This is a genomic window from Thioclava sediminum, from assembly GCF_002020355.1.
Classification (GTDB): Bacteria; Pseudomonadota; Alphaproteobacteria; order Rhodobacterales; family Rhodobacteraceae; genus Thioclava; species Thioclava sediminum.
The window spans coordinates 88,455-104,924 of record NZ_MPZV01000004.1 but is presented as its reverse complement, the minus strand read 5'-3'; the positions used below and the strand labels follow the sequence as shown (position 1 = coordinate 104,924).

The 16,470-nt window shown below is 62.7% G+C and carries 18 protein-coding genes; 6 read left to right on the top strand and 12 right to left on the bottom strand.

Annotated features, from left to right (window positions below):
* Positions 1-80: 80 nt before the first annotated feature.
* The 5 genes from BMI91_RS15795 to BMI91_RS15775 all read right to left on the bottom strand — a co-directional run bounded on the left by BMI91_RS15795 (position 81) and on the right by BMI91_RS15775 (position 5,968).
* Positions 81-1,178 carry a flagellar basal body P-ring protein FlgI gene (locus BMI91_RS15795; RefSeq protein WP_078605848.1) on the bottom strand — a complete coding sequence of 366 codons (1,098 nt, stop codon included), beginning with the start codon at positions 1,176-1,178 and terminating at the stop codon, positions 81-83.
* The gene (locus BMI91_RS15790) at positions 1,178-2,179 is read right to left on the bottom strand and encodes a flagellin (protein ID WP_078605847.1); all 1,002 of its coding nucleotides are present in this window, start codon (positions 2,177-2,179) and stop codon (positions 1,178-1,180) included. The genes BMI91_RS15795 and BMI91_RS15790 overlap by 1 nt, the downstream gene beginning before the upstream one ends.
* 1 nt (position 2,180) lies before the next feature.
* Positions 2,181-3,635 carry a flagellar hook-associated protein FlgK gene (flgK, locus tag BMI91_RS15785; RefSeq protein ID WP_078605846.1) on the bottom strand — a complete coding sequence of 485 codons (1,455 nt, stop codon included), beginning with the start codon at positions 3,633-3,635 and terminating at the stop codon, positions 2,181-2,183.
* Positions 3,636-3,665: 30 nt separating this feature from the next.
* Positions 3,666-5,000 carry a flagellar hook protein FlgE gene (locus BMI91_RS15780; RefSeq protein ID WP_078605845.1) on the bottom strand — a complete coding sequence of 445 codons (1,335 nt, stop codon included), beginning with the start codon at positions 4,998-5,000 and terminating at the stop codon, positions 3,666-3,668.
* 119 nt (positions 5,001-5,119) lie between these two features.
* Positions 5,120-5,968, bottom strand: a complete 849-nt coding sequence (locus BMI91_RS15775; protein WP_078605844.1) for a flagellar motor protein MotB — start codon at positions 5,966-5,968, stop codon at positions 5,120-5,122.
* Between the two features lie 144 nt (positions 5,969-6,112).
* On the opposite strand from BMI91_RS15775, the gene BMI91_RS15770 reads away from it, so the two are divergent.
* Genes BMI91_RS15770 through BMI91_RS15755 form a run of 4 tightly spaced genes read left to right on the top strand, consistent with a single transcriptional unit; the run spans position 6,113 to position 9,935 of the window.
* A complete protein-coding gene (locus BMI91_RS15770) occupies positions 6,113-6,727 on the top strand; it encodes a paraquat-inducible protein A (protein WP_244176662.1) in 615 nt (204 codons plus the stop codon).
* A complete protein-coding gene (locus BMI91_RS15765) occupies positions 6,724-7,338 on the top strand; it encodes a paraquat-inducible protein A (RefSeq protein WP_244176661.1) in 615 nt (204 codons plus the stop codon). The genes BMI91_RS15770 and BMI91_RS15765 overlap by 4 nt, the downstream gene beginning before the upstream one ends.
* Positions 7,335-9,359 (top strand): MlaD family protein, encoded by a 2,025-nt coding sequence (locus BMI91_RS15760; RefSeq protein WP_078605843.1) that lies wholly within the window; start codon positions 7,335-7,337, stop codon positions 9,357-9,359. Before BMI91_RS15765 ends, BMI91_RS15760 begins: the two co-directional genes overlap by 4 nt.
* 12 nt (positions 9,360-9,371) lie before the next feature.
* The gene (locus BMI91_RS15755) at positions 9,372-9,935 is read left to right on the top strand and encodes a PqiC family protein (protein ID WP_158522185.1); all 564 of its coding nucleotides are present in this window, start codon (positions 9,372-9,374) and stop codon (positions 9,933-9,935) included.
* A gap of 16 nt (positions 9,936-9,951) precedes the next feature.
* Here BMI91_RS15755 and BMI91_RS15750 read toward each other — a convergent pair whose 3' ends face one another.
* The 5 genes from BMI91_RS15750 to BMI91_RS15730 all read right to left on the bottom strand — a co-directional run bounded on the left by BMI91_RS15750 (position 9,952) and on the right by BMI91_RS15730 (position 12,959).
* Positions 9,952-10,485: a flavin reductase family protein gene (locus tag BMI91_RS15750; protein WP_244176673.1), complete on the bottom strand. Its 534-nt coding sequence runs from the start codon at positions 10,483-10,485 to the stop codon at positions 9,952-9,954.
* An 80-nt stretch (positions 10,486-10,565) separates the two neighbouring features.
* On the bottom strand, positions 10,566-11,033 hold the full coding sequence (locus BMI91_RS15745; protein WP_078605840.1) for a DoxX family protein: 468 nt from the start codon (positions 11,031-11,033) through the stop codon (positions 10,566-10,568).
* Positions 11,030-11,803, bottom strand: a complete 774-nt coding sequence (locus BMI91_RS15740; RefSeq protein ID WP_078605839.1) for an HvfC/BufC N-terminal domain-containing protein — start codon at positions 11,801-11,803, stop codon at positions 11,030-11,032. Before BMI91_RS15740 ends, BMI91_RS15745 begins: the two co-directional genes overlap by 4 nt.
* Positions 11,787-12,629, bottom strand: a complete 843-nt coding sequence (gene bufB / locus BMI91_RS15735; RefSeq protein ID WP_093477211.1) for an MNIO family bufferin maturase — start codon at positions 12,627-12,629, stop codon at positions 11,787-11,789. The genes BMI91_RS15740 and bufB overlap by 17 nt, the downstream gene beginning before the upstream one ends.
* Positions 12,630-12,686: 57 nt before the next feature.
* Positions 12,687-12,959: a BufA1 family periplasmic bufferin-type metallophore gene (locus tag BMI91_RS15730; protein WP_078522705.1), complete on the bottom strand. Its 273-nt coding sequence runs from the start codon at positions 12,957-12,959 to the stop codon at positions 12,687-12,689.
* Positions 12,960-13,085: 126 nt separating this feature from the next.
* On the opposite strand from BMI91_RS15730, the gene BMI91_RS15725 reads away from it, so the two are divergent.
* Both BMI91_RS15725 and BMI91_RS15720 read left to right on the top strand, forming a co-directional pair.
* Positions 13,086-13,661, top strand: a complete 576-nt coding sequence (locus tag BMI91_RS15725) for a sigma-70 family RNA polymerase sigma factor (RefSeq protein ID WP_244176660.1) — start codon at positions 13,086-13,088, stop codon at positions 13,659-13,661.
* Entirely contained in the window at positions 13,658-14,287 is a 630-nt protein-coding gene (locus tag BMI91_RS15720) for an NrsF family protein (protein WP_078605837.1), read from the top strand. The genes BMI91_RS15725 and BMI91_RS15720 overlap by 4 nt, the downstream gene beginning before the upstream one ends.
* Before the next feature lie 3 nt (positions 14,288-14,290).
* On the opposite strand, the gene BMI91_RS15715 is transcribed toward BMI91_RS15720, so the two are convergent.
* Both BMI91_RS15715 and BMI91_RS15710 read right to left on the bottom strand, forming a co-directional pair.
* Positions 14,291-15,076, bottom strand: a complete 786-nt coding sequence (locus BMI91_RS15715; protein WP_078605836.1) for a 3'(2'),5'-bisphosphate nucleotidase CysQ — start codon at positions 15,074-15,076, stop codon at positions 14,291-14,293.
* A complete protein-coding gene (locus BMI91_RS15710) occupies positions 15,063-16,412 on the bottom strand; it encodes a TldD/PmbA family protein (protein ID WP_078605835.1) in 1,350 nt (449 codons plus the stop codon). The genes BMI91_RS15715 and BMI91_RS15710 overlap by 14 nt, the downstream gene beginning before the upstream one ends.
* Positions 16,413-16,470: the final 58 nt, after the last annotated feature.

Here is a 16,470-nt window from a genome sequence, read left to right as displayed (position 1 = left end):
TCCTGAAAGTTCAGGCGCAGAGGCGGAACCGCAAGGTTCCGCTTCGCTTGTTTCAGGGCAGTCGTTCTCGAGGCTTCAGGTCAATTCACGACAAACTCTGCATGCAACGCGCCCGCGGCATTGATGCTCTTGAGGATGTCGATCATGTCGCGCGGGCTAACGCCGAGCGCGTTGAGCCCCGCGACCAATTCCGATAGCGAGCTGCCCTGTGGGACTTCGGCCATGCGAATGCCTGGCTCTTCTGTGAGAGTCGCCTGCGATCTGGGGACGACAACCGTATCTCCTTGCGAAAACGGGTTGGGCTGCACCACAAGGGGGCTTTCCTCCACTTTGAGGGTCAGATTTCCCTGACTGACGGCAACGCGCGAAATCCGCACGTCTTCCCCCATGACGATCGTACCCGAACGCTGGTCGACCACGACCCGGGCGCGCTGTTCTGGTTCGACACTGAGATTCTCTACCCGGCCGATCGCATGCGCGACCGAGCGCGCGCGGGTCTCGCGAATGTCCAAAGCGACAGTGCCGCCGTCGAGCATTTCTGCGACGCGCCGGCCGTATTCGCGGTTAATGGCGGTTTCAATTCGGCTTGCAGTGGTGAAGTCGGGCGTGCGCAGCGCGAGGCGCACCGTATTGAGGTCGTTAATCTCGAAGGCGATTTCGCGCTCGACGCGCGCGCCCGACGGAATATTTCCCGAGGTCGGAACGCCTTGAGTCACCGAAGCGGCGTTACCTTGTGCCACAGCGCCGCCGGCAATGATCGCTCCCTGCGCGACCGCATAGATTTCGCCATCTGCCGCTTTCAAAGGGGTCATCACGAGGGTGCCGCCAAGAAGGCTCTTGGCGTCACCAATTGCGGAGACGGTGATGTCGATTTGGCTTCCGGCGCGCGCGAAGGGTGGCAGGCTCGCCGTGATCATCACGGCGGCGACGTTCTTCGGTCGAAACTGTTCCCCGGTAACGTTAACGCCGAGCCGTTCGAGCATGTTCGACATGATCTCTTCGGTAAAGGGAGCGTTACGTAATCCGTCGCCCGTGCCGTTCAATCCAACCACCAGACCATAGCCGACGAGATCGTTCCCGCGCACTCCGTCGAATTCGACCAGATCCTTAATGCGGATCGGGGCGCAAAGAGCGATCTGCGGAAGGAAAACGAGGGCAACTAGCAACCAGCGCCACATCACATGTAATCCGTCATCGAGAGGTTGGCGAGCCGGCTTGTCAGAAGATAGAGCGTCTCGATCTGGGAGCGTACCGCTTCGAGCGCGGTTGCCGAGGCGTACGGGTCGGCGCCGATGAGTTTCGTCCGTGCAATTTCAAGGCTGGCGCGTTCAGTATCGTTTCGCGTGGCTGCTGAGGCGACTTTGCCTTCGAACGAACCGACTTCCGCGGCGAGTTCGACGGTTGCGAGAGATCCCGAGTGAATTCTCTCGCCCGCTTCCTTCGCAAGCGCACTTCGCTGGGCCAGGTCACCGTCAAACAAACCTCGGTCCAAAAGCGTGCCTATGGCGTAGCCCTTGATCGCGTCTTTGACGCGCAGGTCATTTGCGGTGACATCGATCGCCGCGGTTTCGCCCTCTGTGATGTGGAATTTGCCCCTGGCTTCGCCACCTTGATAGGAGGTTGCGCTGAAACCGCTTGGGTCGGCGAACCACGTATCGAGGGTCGCGAGTACATCCGTCGCATTCGTCGCCCCTGAAATCTCCGCAGACAGAGACGTGATAATCGTTTCGGCATCGGATAGCGGGGTCGTATCTCCTTGATCGCCCGCAAATATGTAGCGTCCGACAGAATTCGTGTTGAGCGTTGCGATCAGCGCGTCGAACTTTTCGGCTGCCGACGCGACGGTCGCGTCGATCATGATCTTGCTGGAGGTGGTGGCGGCGGACATGAGGGCCGTGCTGATGCCGTCGTCGAGGTTGCCGATCCGCTCGAGGCTGCGTTGCATCGCGTCTGCATATTGGCTCGCCTCGGTAGTGGCGAGGTCGAATGCGTCGAACAATCTCAGGCTCCGATCGATCGCGGAGAGCGCGCCGAAGTCTCCGGATACGGCGGCGCCGAGATCGGACTTGATACCAGACGTCACTTCTTGGGTAAGGGTCGCCAATTTCGTATCCAGCGCTGCATTGTGGCGTCGCATCTGGAAATTCAGCGCCATGTCCCCAACAGAGAGATAGTTCATCTTAGATCTCCAGAAGCTGTTTGATCAGTGCATCGACGGTTTGGATGACGCGTGCATTGGCGCTGTAAAGTTCTTCAATTTGCAGAAGTTTCTGCATTTCATGATCAGTATCGACACCCTCGGCGAGGGCCTGCTCTTTCAATGTGTCGTAACGGGCCGTTGCATAGGTTTGAGTCGCCTCGTTGCTTTGACGATCGCTCGTAACTTGGGACAAGAAGCTTGCGAAAAGCTCTGCGCTTGAATGAAGCGACGGGCCGAAATCTCCGGACGCGGGTGCGGACGCGATCGTTAACGCTGAGGCGAGTGAGAAAAGATTTTCTGCGTTGCTCACGGGGCCAGGGGTAGATGCGCCGAACCCGTCACGCAGCAGCGAGAGCGAGCCTCCTTGTGCAGGGTCCGCGAGCGGGTTGATGACGATCCGACCGGCGAGGCCTGTTTCGTTGAGCGGGTCGAGCGGGCCCCCGCCATCTGTAAAGAGACCGGCTGCGCCGCCGCTGAGTGTTGGGTCGACCGCCGGGTCGCTGACCCTCTCGATCAGGTTGCGGGAGAGCGCGTCGACCTGAACCTGCAGGTTTGGAGCGAGCGTATCACGAACGGCGAAAAGGGCGCCAAGTGTGCCGCCGCCGAAGAACCCGTTATCGTCACTTGAGACAGCGTTTCCGTTGAGCGTCAGGCCTGAGAGAACCCCTCCGTCGTGGGTCATGTCCGGCGTAATGATTCCGCGCGCCGTGAACCCGATTTCCACTCGGTTGCCTTCGAGAAGGACGGCACCGCCTGTGGTGAAGAGTGCAATTTGATCGTTTTCGCGCGGGACTTGGCGGGTTGGGACGATGCTGGAAATCCGGTCGACCAGCGTTTGACGTTGGTCCTTGAGCGCATTGGTGTCATGGCCTGCGGCCTTTCCGGCCAGGATCGATGCGTTGAGTTCATCGACCTGCGCGAGTGCGCTGTTTAGGGCGTCGACCTGCGTCGCGATTTTCCGGTCTGCGTCCATCCGGCTGTCCTGCAATTCTGCGGAGAGCGTATTCAAGTGCCCGGTGACGTCGCGGGCGGCGCTCAGCACTGTGGAAAGGCGGGCTTCGCTTTCTGGGCGGCTACCAGCTTCGACGAGCGAGGCTTCGAACTCTACGAATTTGGAGGATAAGGAGTTCGCATCCTCCGGCGTGCCGATGCGAGCTTCGAAGGTTGAAAGAAAGTCGCCGCGCAGCGATGCGTTTTGGGCCGCAGCATCGGAGAGGCGGAGATCGCTGCGGAGGGTTTCGTTGACGATGCGGTCGACGCTCAGCACGCGAACACCGGCACCTTGCTGGCCGACGACCTGCGCGCCGAGTGAAATCTCGCGCCGGGCGTAGCCGTCGGTGAGCGCGTTGGCGGTATTGGATGCGACGACCTCGGCCATGCGAGAGGCCGCAGTGAGGCCCGACAAGGCATTGGATAGCGTTTGCGAGATTCCCATTGCGACCTCCCGTCGCCGATCCGATCAGGATCAGCGTTTGATATTGGTGGTTTCCTGCAGCATCTCGTCGACCGTCTGGATTACCTTGGCGTTGGACGAGTAGGCGCGCTGCGTCTGGATTAGGTTGGTCAGTTCCTCTGCAACATCGACCGTCGAACCTTCGCGAGCGTAGCCTTCGATCGACCCGGTCGGACCGTCACCGGCATTCCACAAGAAGAAAGAGCCGGAGTTCGAGGAGACTTCGAAGATTTGATTGTCGAGCGCGATCAGACCGTTCTGATTGGGAACATCCACAAGGGGGATTTGATAGACCGTGCGGATGAAGCCGGTGTCGTAGGTGGCTTTGATGTAGCCATCCTCATCGATTTCGACAGCCGTGAGATTGCCGACGGGCGAGCCGTCCTTCGTGATTGATGTCGGCGAGAAACTGTCGGAGAGCTGCGTCAAACCGTTGGTATCGCCGATCTTGCCGATGGTGACGCTCAGCGGACCGCCGGCGACGGAGAGATCGAGCGTGCCGGTCGAGGCATCATAGGCGCCACCCGCGATGACGTTGACAGAGGCGAGCGTGCCGCCGCTGCTACGGCTGTCGTCGAAGGTAAGGACATAGCGGCCGATGACGCTTTCATCGGTCGCGGGGGTGCCCGGGTCATCCACCGTGGCGCTATCGCGAATAACCATGGCCCATTCGTTAGAGGCACCGCTGGCCGGAACGGTCGGATAGAATGTAATATCCAGAGTTTCGGATGTTCCGAGATTTCCGAAATACTCGACAGAAAGCGGCAGCGTGTCACCGGCTGACCCGGCTTCGGTGTCCGTCGCGGGCAGGTTGACCCCGAGATTAAGCGTCGTCGTGGGGTCGCCGGCGGTCTGGTTGGCGTTGATCACCACCGGTTCCATTCCGGACATGGTGTCGCGCGCGAAGGTCGGGATGGTGCCATCGGCACTGGCGGGCCAACCGAGCAGAACAAGCCCGGATTCCGTCATCAGTGTCCCGTCGACATCGGTGCGAAACGCGCCGGTCGTGGTCATCTTCAAAGGTTCGTCCCCCGTCGAGTTATCGAGCGCCACGGCCGTCATGACGGGCAGCATACCGCGTCCGGAAACCGCGATGTCGAGCGCGTTCGAGGTGGAGACCAGCGAGCCTCTCTCTTCGATGAGGCGACTCGTGGAGGCACGGACACCGCCAGCCGAATAGGAGCCAGTCTTCGCGGCCTGATTGATCACCATGCTTTCGAATTCGGTGACGGCGCGCTTGTAGCCGTATGTACTCGAATTCGCGATATTGTCCGAGATCGTGGCAAGACGTGTGGCATTCGCGGCCAAGCCGGCCACGCCCGCATTGAGCGAGGAAGAAATGGACATGGATGCGCCTTTCTGCTGCTGCGTCCGAAGTTCTTCCTACCTTTGCGCCCGGGTGTTTAAGATCGGCCTAACAGGTCTGCTTTTTTCGATCCGTGGTTACCGCTTCGCTAAAACGCGCCTCACCGGCCATTGCGCAGCACGATCACTTCGAGACGGTTGTTGCGCAGGTCCATCGCCCGCTCGACCTTCGGTTTGCGATCGGCGAAGCCGCTGACGCGCTGCATCCGATCGGGGGGGAAGCCCGACTCGTCCAGCAATGTCCGCATCGCTTGCGCGCGTGCGGCGGAAAGCTCCCAGACGGGGTCACGGGCCAGCATTTTCGGGTAGGATCTCGTGTAGCCGTTGATCGCGACATTGTTCGAGACGATCGAGAAGACCCGCGTCAGGATTTTCGCCAGATCGGAGAGAACCGGTTGCGGCTTGGCCGTGTCGTCGACGAAAAGCGGCGCTTCGGGCAGGTCGGAGATTTCGATGATGAGACCCTCGTCGGTCACGCGGGTCACGATGTGGCGTGCGAGCTGCTCGCTGATCATCGACTCGCCGCCGACGCCCATCAGAGCTTGCTCGATTGCGCGCGCCATCTCTTTAAAACTGGCCGTGTCGCTGTCCTGCGTGTCGTCGGCGGAGTTTTCGCCGCGGGCCTGACGCTCTTCGGTCGGGCGTTGCGAGACGGCACCGGTGCCGCTCTGTGCGATCTGGTCTTCGGAGAAGACGGAATCCCCGCCGAAAGCGCCTTCGCCGCCACCGGAGATGCGGTTGATCGGGATCGTCGGATTGAAGTAATCCGCGATGCCCTTGCGTTGTTTCTCGGTCGTCGCGTTCAGCAACCACATCAGCATGAAGAAGGCCATCATCGCAGTGACGAAATCGGCATAGGCGACTTTCCACGCCCCACCGTGGTGCCCGTCGCCCGCGACAACCTTCTTACGCTTGATGATGATTGGCGCCGCGTTGTCGCGGTTGCTCATTCCACCACCTCTTTTCACCCGCGTCCGGTATAGTAGGTGCGTGTTAACAGGCGATTGACGGATAAAATGCGAGCCATTGGCCTCTTCCCTTGTCGTGGCGCGGGCAATCGCTAGATTTGGCAGATGAATGGGCACCCGAACACAATGACAGTTGACCCGGCCGATCTGATTGCCTGTCCGCAATGCGACGCGCTCTATCGCGCGACGCATCTGCCCGATGGCAAGCGGGCGACCTGTGTTCGCTGTGGAACGGTGCTGATCTCGCCGCGCGAGAGATCGTTTCTGCATGTCATCGCCTTCTCCTTCACCGGGATGATCCTGATGATCGGGGCGATCTTCTTCCCCTTCCTCGAGATTTCGACGCGTGGGCTGAGCCATGAGAGCTCCATCTTCGGCGTGGCAATGGCGTTTTCCGACGGCTGGATTGCGCCTCTGGCCTTCTTCGTGCTGTCGATGATCGTGGCGCTGCCGATCTTCCGGTTTGCCGCGCTGATCTACACGCTCTGGCCGCTCGCCAATGGCAAACCCGCCTGGAAACATGCCGCGACGATGTTCCGCCTCGCCGAGGAAAGCCAGCCCTGGGCGATGGCGGAGATCTTCATCATCGGCACGGCGGTGGCGCTGGTGAAACTTGGGGGTCTCGCCAAGGTGTCGCTCGGCCCCGCCTTCTGGGCTTTCTGCGTTCTCATCATCGTGATCGCGCTCAAGAACTCCTTTGTCAGCAAATGGACGATATGGGACGCAATCGAACGAAAATGAACGTGCTGACCGCCACCGATGCCGGATTGATCGGCTGCACCCGCTGCGGTCGGGTCTGGACCCCGGATCATGCGCATTGCGAACGGTGCGGCGCGACGCTGCACAAGGTCGACAAGAGCGGGTTGCAGCGCGTCTGGGCGTGGTGGATCGCGGGGCTGATCTTTTACATTCCCGCCAATCTTTACCCGATGCTGGTCACGGCGACGCTTGGTCATGAGCAGAAAAACACCATCGTCGGCGGCGCGATGGAGTTGTGGCGGCATCACAATTACGGCGTGGCGCTGATCATCTTCGGCGCCTCGGTGATGATCCCGATCGGGAAATTCATCGCCATTGCCTATCTCGCCCTCGCGGTCGGAAACGAGCGCCGCAAAGGCGGCCCTCCGCATCTGCACCTCTACGAGGTCGTGGAATTCATCGGGCGCTGGTCGATGATCGACGTCTTCGTCGTGGCGATCCTCTCCGCACTGGTGCAGCTTGGTTTCGTGGCCTCGATTCATCCCGGCCCTGCCGCCGCGTCTTTCGCCCTCTCGGTTGCATTCACCATGCTATCCGCCCAAAGCTTCGACCCGCGCCTCATCTGGCGCGGCCCTGACAGAGTGAGTTCATGAACGACACCCCCGAGACCGGCCCGGCCGAGCTGGAAACCTCCAACGCTCCGCGCCCGATTTGGACGCGGCTATCCGTCGTCTGGATCGTGCCGTTGATCGCCTTGCTGATCACGCTCGGCGTCGCATGGAAGACGGTCTCGGATCGCGGGATGCTCATCCATATCAACTTCAAGGATGCGACCGGGGTCGAGATCGGCACGCCGCTCAAGTTCCGCGATGTCGATGTCGGCAAGGTGGAGAGCGTCTCGTTCACCCCCGATCTGGAGCAGGTGCAGCTCGGCGTGCGCATCGATAACGAGGTGGCGCCTTTCGTCGATACCGAGGCGAAATTCTGGCTGGTGCGCCCCGAAGTGTCGGCGCGGGGCATCCAGAACCTCGGGACGGTGCTGTCGGGCACCTATATCGAGGGCTTCTGGAACAATAAGCCCAACGGCCAGCAGAGCATGTTCCAGGGTCTCGACAAGCCTCCGATTTCCCCCGATCCGACCAAGGGCACCATCATCGAGTTGCGCGCGAAGGATGCGGGCGGGATCGTCGATGGGGCGCCGGTTCTCTATCACGGGCTGACTGTGGGCCATCTGCAGAACCTGCGGCTCGACGATGATGGGTCCGGCGTGATCGTGGACGCCTTCATCGAAGCGCCGCATAACAAATTGCTGACGACCCAGACCCGGTTCTGGGACACTTCGGGCTTCTCCGTGAAATTCGACACCTCCGGTCTCAGCCTCGACGTGCGCTCGCTCGCGACGCTTGTGCAGGGCGGGGTGGAGTTCGACACGTTCACCAGCGGTGGCGGGATCGTCGAGAACGAACACGCCTTCCGCCTCTACGACGGCAAGGACACCGCGGAAAACTCGGTTTTCCAGTCGGATGTGGTCGATCCGCCGAAATACACGCTGCTGTTCGATGATCCCGTGCAGGGGCTCGAAGTCGGCTCGAAAGTGCAGTTCCGGGGCGTCGAGGCGGGTGAAGTTACCGGGCTTGCGATCAAGATCCGCAAGGACAGCACCGGCCAGAGCTATGCGCAGCAACAGCTGACGATCGCCCTGTCGCCGGACCGGCTCGGTCTGTCCCGCGACGCCGGGGAAGAGGCCGTGACCCAGTTCCTGCAGGGCGAGATTCAAAGCGGCCTGCGAGCGCGGATCGCGAATATCGGGCTTCTCGGCGGAACGACGGTCATTGAACTGACCGATGTGCCCGATCTGCCAGACGCCGAGATGAATCTCGACGCCAAACCCTATCCGACGCTCCCGACCGCGCCTGCGGCCGAGAACGATCTCTCGAAATCGGCGCAGGGCGTCTTCAAGCGGATCGAAGGGCTGCCGATCGAGGAGGTGATGAGCTCCGCGATCCGCACATTGGATTCGATTTCGGCCGTGGCCGAGAGTGAAGAAACCCGGAAAGTTCCGGGCGAGTTGTCCGGCCTGCTGGAGCAGCTCAAGACCTTCACGACCGAGCTGAACAAGAAGGATGCCGCGGATAAGACCGTGGCTGCACTCGACCGTGTGACGGAAGCTGCGTCCTCCGTGCTCGAGGAAATCTCGGGTCTCGACGAGACGCTCTCTTCCGCAGATCGCGCCGCGACGGCGATCGCAGATATGCCGCTCAAGGATGTGGGCGATAAACTCGACACGATCCTCGCCAGTATCGACCAGCTTCTGAACAAGCCCGGCACGCAGGACCTACCGCAATCGCTCAACGACACGCTCGAGCAAACCGCCGCGATCCTGACCCAGCTGAAGGAAGCGAATGCGGCCGACAAGCTGAACCAGACGCTCGATGCGGCGCAGAACGCGGCGGATTCGGTGTCGAAAGCCTCGGACCAGCTGCCGGAACTGACACAGAAGCTGCAATCGCTTGTCGATCAGGCGGGGGCACTGGTCGCGACCTATGGCCGTGGCTCCAACTTCTCGAACGAAACCCTTAGCACCTTGCGCGAGTTGCGTCGGGCGATCTCGAATATCGGCTCGCTCGCGCGTATGATCGAACGCAATCCGCAGTCCTTCATTCTGGGCCGCTGACAGGAGATGACGATGAAAGCTCTAAGCCTGATCCCGCTATGCCTCCTGGGCCTCGCGGCGTGTTCCGATCCCGAGAAGATCGCGCGCTATCCAATTGACCCGCCCACCGCCGAGAAGGCGCTGCCGAACCGGCTGGGCCGGGCCGAGCTGCGGGAGGTGTCGCTGCCGGATTATGCGGGCGGGCAGGAGATCGCGTTCCAGACTGCGGACGGGGCGCTGCGGTCGAACCCGGACAACCTCTGGGCGGATGATCCGGCGCGGTCGGTGACGCTGGCACTGGCGCGGCAGATTTCGTCCCTCTCTGGGGCCACCGTGATTTCCGAGCCGTGGCCGCTCGCCGATCCGCCCTCGCGCAAGATCGAGGTCCGGATCGAGCAGATGCTGCCGGGCGCCGACGGGCTGCTGCATGTCGCAGGTGTCTATTTCGTCTCGGCGAATGGCTATGAGCGCAGCGGAGACACGGTGCGGCGGTTCGACTTCACGGTGCCGATCGGCTCTCAGGAGCCGCAGGCCATCGCAAAAGCGAACAGCGCGGCGGTGACGCAGCTCGCGCGGCAGATCGCTCAGCTGCGCTGATAGGTTGAAACTTTGATCAGCTGCGCTGATCGGGAAGGAAACGCCCGAACTGGCCACCGGCAAAGAGCAGGGGGTCAGTCCCGGCGCCTTTCACGAAGCGGGTGACGCGACCGATGATGATCGTGTGATCTCCGCCGTCATGGCGCGCCTCGGTCACGCATTCGAACCGGGCGAGCGTGTCGTCGATCAGCGGGACGCCCGACGCGTTCAGCCGGTAGGACAGACCATCGAACCCTTCGCCGCGCTTGGTGAACCGCTTGGCCAGCGCCTCCTGATCGTAGCGCAGCACATGCACGGCAAAATTGGGTGTCGCGGTGAAGTGCGCATGTCGGAACGAGGACCGCGCCGCCGACCACAGGATCAGCGCCGGATCGAGCGAGACCGAGGCGAAGCTGTTCACCGTCATCCCGACAGGCTCTGCCGCGTCTTCATGCGCGCAGGCGGTCACCACGGTCACGCCGGTCGCGAATTGCGCGAGCGCATCGCGCAAAAGCCGCGTATTCGCCGGGTCGGGCTGGTGGCCGTGGCCCTCGCTCTCGGCGCGGCCCATTGCGGCTTCGATATCGTCGCTTTCGCGCATCGGCTCTCCTTTGCGCTCACACATAATCGTGCAGGCGGGGAGAGCAAGGCTCAGCGTTCCAATCCGATGAGCTTATCGAGAGAAAGCCGCCCGGGGCCCTTCATTAGAACCGTCAGAAGCGCGATTGCCCAAATCCCATGCGTCACCCACGCGCCGGGATAGACAAAGATCTGGATCACCAGCGTCATCGCCAGAAGCGCGAGCGCCGCGAGGCGGCTGCAAAGGCCGAAGATCAGCAGCAATGGGAAGAAATGCTCCGCGAAGGTCGCGAGCACCGCCGCCCATTCATGCGGAATGACGGGCAGGTCGTATTCGTATTGAAAGAGGGTGAAGGTGGAATCCTTGATCATGAACCCCTCCACCTTGGTCCGCCCGGACATCCAGAACACCATCGCCGGAAAGAGCCGCGCGCCGATCAGAACAATCTCCTCCGGGAAGCGCTGGGCTACATCGGAAAACCGATGATACAGCCGGAACAGACCCTGTTTTGGCGTTTTCATCTCGATCGTATCGGTCATGACTCGTCTCCTGTTTCGATGCCCGCGCCGACGATCAGCGCATTTTCCACCAGCAGCAGAAGCGCTGCATTGAGGTCAAAATCCGCTCCCGCCCGGTCTCGTGCGCGGGCGACGGTATCGCCTGCACGGAGGGCCGAGACGAAGCGGCCGGTCGAGCTGCGAACGACGGACGTGATCACATGAGAAATCCCGCGCCGCGCAATCAGCAGCGTCTCCGGTCTCCACTCTTTCGCCCGCGGTGGAGCGGGGCCGCCCGGTTGTTGCGAGGCCCAGATCGAACCGGCGGGCGTCAGGAGCTGAAGCACCTGCACCGACGGATGCAGATCTAGGCACAGGTCAGTGCCCGCGCGTGTGGCTGTCTCTTGCAGGCGTTCCGGCGCAATAGGCTCTGAATCGGCTGCGTGATAAGCCCGGCTGCGCGCCCATTCGATGCGGGCGACGTCGGGCAGATAGCTCAGCGATTGCAGCGAAGGTTCATCCGCGAGATAGGCCGGAAATGCGCCGCCCCATTCGGTCAGGACGGGCGTGCGCGGCGGGTGCTCGGCGATATAGGCCCGGGCGAGCCCCCGGAAGCAATCCGCGCCAAGAAGCCGTTCGATCGCCGGGAAATGCCGCGCGAGGGCCTGTGTCAGCCCGTGGGCCACGTTGTTGCGGTAAACGTCGAAGCGGCGCTCGATTTCGGCCGGATCTTGGGCGGTGGCGTTTTGCGGCGCGGGCCCACCGGCGAGACTCTCGCGGAACCCGCGGGCGAAATCACGATGTGAGCGCATGGTGGTCACCCGACAGGATCATCGACGCGCGCTTGGCCTCGGCCATCAAAGTGGCGAAGTCCGGCACGTCGTTGTCCCACTCGATAAGGCTCGGAAGCGGCCCGGTTTTGGAGACTATTTCAGCATAAAGCGCCCAAACTGGCTCCGCGACTTCGCGCCCGTGGCTGTCGATCAGGAGGGGCCCGGAGGGCAACTCTTCCTCTTCATGGCCAGCCAGATGAATCTCGCCGACACGGTTCAGCGGGAACGCCTCCAGATAGGCGCGCGGATCCTGCCGGTGGTTCACGCAGGACACGAAGACATTGTTCACATCGAGCAGCAATCCGCAGCCGGTCCGCTGGCTGATCTCGGTCAGAAACTCAGTCTCGGGAATGTCGGAATCGTCGAAGAGCACATAGGTCGCCGGATTCTCCAACAGCATCCGGCGGCCGAGATGCTCCTGCACCTCATCGACGTGATCGCAGATCAGCGACAGTGTTTCCGCCGTGTAGGGCAGGGGCAGCAGATCGTGCATCCAGACACCGCCATGGCTTGCCCAGGCGAGGTGTTCCGAGAAGCTCTCGGGGTCGTATCGGTCGCACAGGAGCTTGAGCCGCGCGAGGTGGTCGCGATCCAGCGGATCCGGGCCGCCGATCGAGAGGCCCACGCCATGCACCGAAAGTGCATAATCCGCGCGCAACCGTTCTAGCATCGCATGCGGCATCCCGCCTGCGCCCATATAGTTTTCCGCGTGGATTTCGAAGAAACCGAGATCCGGTTTAGTCTCTGTTATGGCGGGAAAATGCTCTGGCTTGAAGCCGAGGCCCGCTTTGCGTGGCAGTGTCATGGCAGCCTCCATCGGTAAGAAAACGGGGCGCGCGCCGTCCGCACGCCCCGCTTGGGATCACATCTCCTTGGGTTCGAGCGAGCCCATGCCGTGCGGCGTCTCGATCTCGGTGCAGGTGCCCGCCGGGACGAGTTTCCAGGCGTTGCCCTGATAGTCCATCGTCGCGGTGCCGGCGCAGGTGGTGCCGGGCCCGGCGGCGCAATCGTTCTGCCCGGCCATCGCGACGCCGTAGCATTTCTCCATCGCCTGATCTTCGGCATGGGCGGCGCTGGCCAGCCCCATCGCGCAGGTCAGAGCAGTTGCAAAGCCAAGGGTGGTTTCGGTCTTCATGGTAGTCTCCCTGATTGGTTGGGACCGTTGCGGTCCTGATCACCTTTCGCGAGAGGTCACGCTGGCGTTACGCAGATCACGCCAGCGTGAACGAAAAAAGTTTTTCTATCGGGCTGTAACGAAGGCATGATCGCGAACGAAGGGATGGCGATGATGCATGATCGGCGGGCAGATTGGTCGCAGCTCCTGCGGGCTGCGAATGCGGGCGACAAGCGCGCCTACGGTCTGTTCCTGCAGGCCGTGACCCCGGTGTTGCGGTCTGTCGTGCGGGCACGCGGTACCGGGCTGTCCGAGGCCGATTGCGAGGATGTCGTGCAGGAGGTGTTGCTCGCCATCCATCTGAAGCGTCACACGTGGCGCGAGGATGAGCCGGCGGCGCCATGGTGCTACGCGATCGCCCGGCACAAGGTGGTCGACGCCTTTCGCAAGCGCGGGCGACGTATCCATCTTCCGGTGGAGGATTTCGCCGAGATGCTGCCTGCCGCTCCAGAGGCCGATCCCACGGAAAAGGCCGATATAGAGACGTTTTTGACCCATCTCGAGCCTCGCGCCGCGCAGCTGGTGCGCGCTATCGGGCTCGAAGGGAAAAGCATCGCGGAAACCGGCGATGCGTTAGATATGAGTGAGGGAGCGGTGCGCGTGATGCTGCATCGTTCGTTGAAAAAACTGGCCGCGCTTCGCGAGAGGCTGATCGAGATATGAAAACCGAAGACCTGATATCCGTATTGCAACAAGACACGTTGCCCGATCCGCGCCCGAAGCAGGTGCTTGGCCGCTGGCTTGTGCCGGCGCTTCTGCTGTCGGCACTGTTCGTGATTTCGGTCTATGGCCTACGATTTCCGCTGCAACAGACACTTTTGACGCCGGAAATCGCCCCGAAATTCTACCTGCCACTGGTCTTGGCCGTGCTTGTGACGCCGATGGCGGTGCGCCTCGGGCGGCCCACGGCGAAGGTTTCGACCGGGTGGCTCTGGATTTTCCCCGCGATCGGGGCAGCGCTTTTGGCCTATGCCTTCCTGACCACGCCTGACGGTCAGCGCATGGCGGATTTCGAGGGCGAGACGATCCTGCCCTGCCTGATCTCCGTGCCGATGCTGTCCCTCCCGGCGCTGGGCGCGCTCCTTATCAGCCTGCGCAAAGGGGCTGTGACGCGTCCGGCTCAGGCCGGGGCGCTGGCGGGGCTTGCCGCCGGGGGCATGGGCACCGCGATCTACGCCCTGCACTGCACCGAGGACAGCCCGCTGTTCTACGTCACTTGGTACGGTATCGGGATCGTCGTCGTGATGCTCGTGGGGGCTCTGCTCGGGAAGCGCGTGCTGCGCTGGTAGACCCTAATCCGGCCAAAACGCCAGATTTTCGATGAATTTCTCATGCAGGGTCGGGTTGGCGACGACCAGCCCGCTCGATTGCGGCGGGGAACGGTTGAACCGCAGCGCGCGGCCGTTGCGATCCGTTGCCAGAAGCCCCGCGCGTTGCGCGATCAGGCTCGCCGCCGCGATGTCCCATTCCCATGCCGGACGCAGCGAGATCGTCGCATCGAACCGCCCTTCCGCCACGAGACACAGCCGCCACGCCAGCGACGAGCGGAAATGGCGGTGGTAATCCGGCTGGGCGTGCCGCCAGAAGCTCGGATTGTCGGAGAGTTTCGATGTCAGGACCGTCGCGCCCGTGAGCGCTTCTTGGGTTCCGGGCCGGAGCTGCTCCCCGTTCAGGCAGGCCGGACCGTCGATTGTCGCGGAATAGGTGAGATCGTGAACCGGCAGATGCACCACGCCCGCAACGACCGCGCCATCGCGCACCACGGCCAGGGCATGGGCGAAACCGCCGTCATGGGCGAGGAAGGCGCGCGTGCCGTCGATCGGATCGACGATGAAGGTCGAGCGCGCCTCGAGACGCGCCGGATCGTCGGTGCTTTCCTCCGACAGCCAGCCGTAATCGGGCCGGGCGCCGCGCAGGCGCTCTTCCAGCAGTGCGTTCACTGCCAGATCAGCCTCCGAGACCGGACCGGCCCCGTCGCCTTTGTCCCAGGCTTCGGGCGCCTTCTTCCAGTAAGTCAGGGCGAGCGCACCGGCCTCTTTCGCGGTCTCGATGAGAAGGGGAAGATCAGTCTCCGGCAAGCGTCATTCCTTCGAGGAGAAGCGAGGGCACGATATGGCTCAGATGCATCCGCGCGTCATTCGCGGGCCGGATGCTGCGGAGCATATCGCGCAGGTTGCCCGCGATTGTGCATTCATTGACCGGATAGACCGGCTCGCCGTTTTCCACCCAATAACCCGAGGCCCCGCGCGAATAGTCGCCCGTATTGGGGTTGATCGTCGCCCCTATGAAAGAGGTTACGAGAAGGCCGGTGCCCATCTCGGCCATCAGTTCCTCGCGCGTCTTGTCGCCCTGCGTCAGGGTGACGTTGCCGATGCCGGGCGAGGGCGGCGAAGAGGTGCCGCGGCTGGCATTCGCGGTCGATTGCAGCCCCAGCTTGCGCGCGCAGGCGAGGTCCAGCGTCCAGCTTTTGAGCACACCATTCTCGACGATGGCGCGGCGCGCGGTGGCCAGGCCCTCGGCGTCGAAGGGGCGCGAGCCGGAGACGCGCTTGCGATGCGGCTCCTCGATCAGCGAGAGGCCTTCGGGCAGAACTTGTTCGTCCAATGCGTCGCGCAGCCACGAGGCGCCGCGACAGATCGCCTGCCCGTTCACCGCCGACAGAAGATGCCCGATCAGGCTACCCGAGACGCGCTCGTCGATCAGCACCGGATAGGCACCGGTTTTCGGGCGGCGCGGATTGGCGCGGGCGGCGGCGCGTTCGCCGGCCAGACGCCCGATTTCTTGCGCGCTCGGCAGATCGGACTGGAAGATGCGGCTCTCGGCGGCCCAATCGCGCTCCATCCCCAGCCCCTCACCGGAAATCGCGACGGCCGAGACGACGCGCGAGCTGCGATCGTAACCGCCCGCGAAACCGTTGGAGGCCGCGACATGGACACGCCGATAGGAATAGGCGGCGGAGGCGGATTGCACCTGGGCGACGCCGTCGACGCCAAGCGCCGCGGCCTCGGCCTCGAGCGCGTCATTCTGCAGCGCCTCGGCGGAGGGCTCGGCGCTCGGATCGGCCAGTTCCATGCCCTCCGCATCTCGGCGGTCGGTCAGCTGCGACGGATCGGCGAGCCCGATGAACGGATCCTCCGGCGCTTCGCGGGCCATCGCGATCGCGCGCTGCGCCATTTCCTCGAAGGTGCGGGTAGAAATATCGGAGGCGGACACGCAGGCCTGTTTGCCGCCGAGAAGGACACGCAGCCCGATCTCGACGCCCTCCGACCGCTCGGCCTGTTCGAGACGGCCTTCGCGGACATCGATCGCAACCGAGCGCCCATCGACCGCAATGGCATCGGCGGCAGGCGCGCCTGCGCGCTTCGCAGCCTCGAGCAGCGACTGGGTCAGATCGGAGAGGGAGGGCTTGGTCAATTTACACCTCGTGAGAATAACGAAAGCCGCCCGGAGACCCGGACGGCTTCTCGCCGTG

What these genes read in the sequence shown, in the direction of transcription:
- BMI91_RS15795 (WP_078605848.1), bottom strand. Translation starts at nt 1,178, where the DNA reads ATGTGGCGCTGGTTGCTAGTTGCCCTCGTTTTCCTTCCGCAGATCGCT.
- BMI91_RS15790 (WP_078605847.1), bottom strand. Translation starts at nt 2,179, where the DNA reads ATGAACTATCTCTCTGTTGGGGACATGGCGCTGAATTTCCAGATGCGA.
- flgK (WP_078605846.1), bottom strand. Translation starts at nt 3,635, where the DNA reads ATGGGAATCTCGCAAACGCTATCCAATGCCTTGTCGGGCCTCACTGCG.
- BMI91_RS15780 (WP_078605845.1), bottom strand. Translation starts at nt 5,000, where the DNA reads ATGTCCATTTCTTCCTCGCTCAATGCGGGCGTGGCCGGCTTGGCCGCG.
- BMI91_RS15775 (WP_078605844.1), bottom strand. Translation starts at nt 5,968, where the DNA reads ATGAGCAACCGCGACAACGCGGCGCCAATCATCATCAAGCGTAAGAAG.
- BMI91_RS15770 (WP_244176662.1), top strand. Translation starts at nt 6,113, where the DNA reads ATGACAGTTGACCCGGCCGATCTGATTGCCTGTCCGCAATGCGACGCG.
- BMI91_RS15765 (WP_244176661.1), top strand. Translation starts at nt 6,724, where the DNA reads ATGAACGTGCTGACCGCCACCGATGCCGGATTGATCGGCTGCACCCGC.
- BMI91_RS15760 (WP_078605843.1), top strand. Translation starts at nt 7,335, where the DNA reads ATGAACGACACCCCCGAGACCGGCCCGGCCGAGCTGGAAACCTCCAAC.
- BMI91_RS15755 (WP_158522185.1), top strand. Translation starts at nt 9,372, where the DNA reads ATGAAAGCTCTAAGCCTGATCCCGCTATGCCTCCTGGGCCTCGCGGCG.
- BMI91_RS15750 (WP_244176673.1), bottom strand. Translation starts at nt 10,485, where the DNA reads ATGGGCCGCGCCGAGAGCGAGGGCCACGGCCACCAGCCCGACCCGGCG.
- BMI91_RS15745 (WP_078605840.1), bottom strand. Translation starts at nt 11,033, where the DNA reads ATGACCGATACGATCGAGATGAAAACGCCAAAACAGGGTCTGTTCCGG.
- BMI91_RS15740 (WP_078605839.1), bottom strand. Translation starts at nt 11,803, where the DNA reads ATGCGCTCACATCGTGATTTCGCCCGCGGGTTCCGCGAGAGTCTCGCC.
- bufB (WP_093477211.1), bottom strand. Translation starts at nt 12,629, where the DNA reads ATGACACTGCCACGCAAAGCGGGCCTCGGCTTCAAGCCAGAGCATTTT.
- BMI91_RS15730 (WP_078522705.1), bottom strand. Translation starts at nt 12,959, where the DNA reads ATGAAGACCGAAACCACCCTTGGCTTTGCAACTGCTCTGACCTGCGCG.
- BMI91_RS15725 (WP_244176660.1), top strand. Translation starts at nt 13,086, where the DNA reads ATGATCGCGAACGAAGGGATGGCGATGATGCATGATCGGCGGGCAGAT.
- BMI91_RS15720 (WP_078605837.1), top strand. Translation starts at nt 13,658, where the DNA reads ATGAAAACCGAAGACCTGATATCCGTATTGCAACAAGACACGTTGCCC.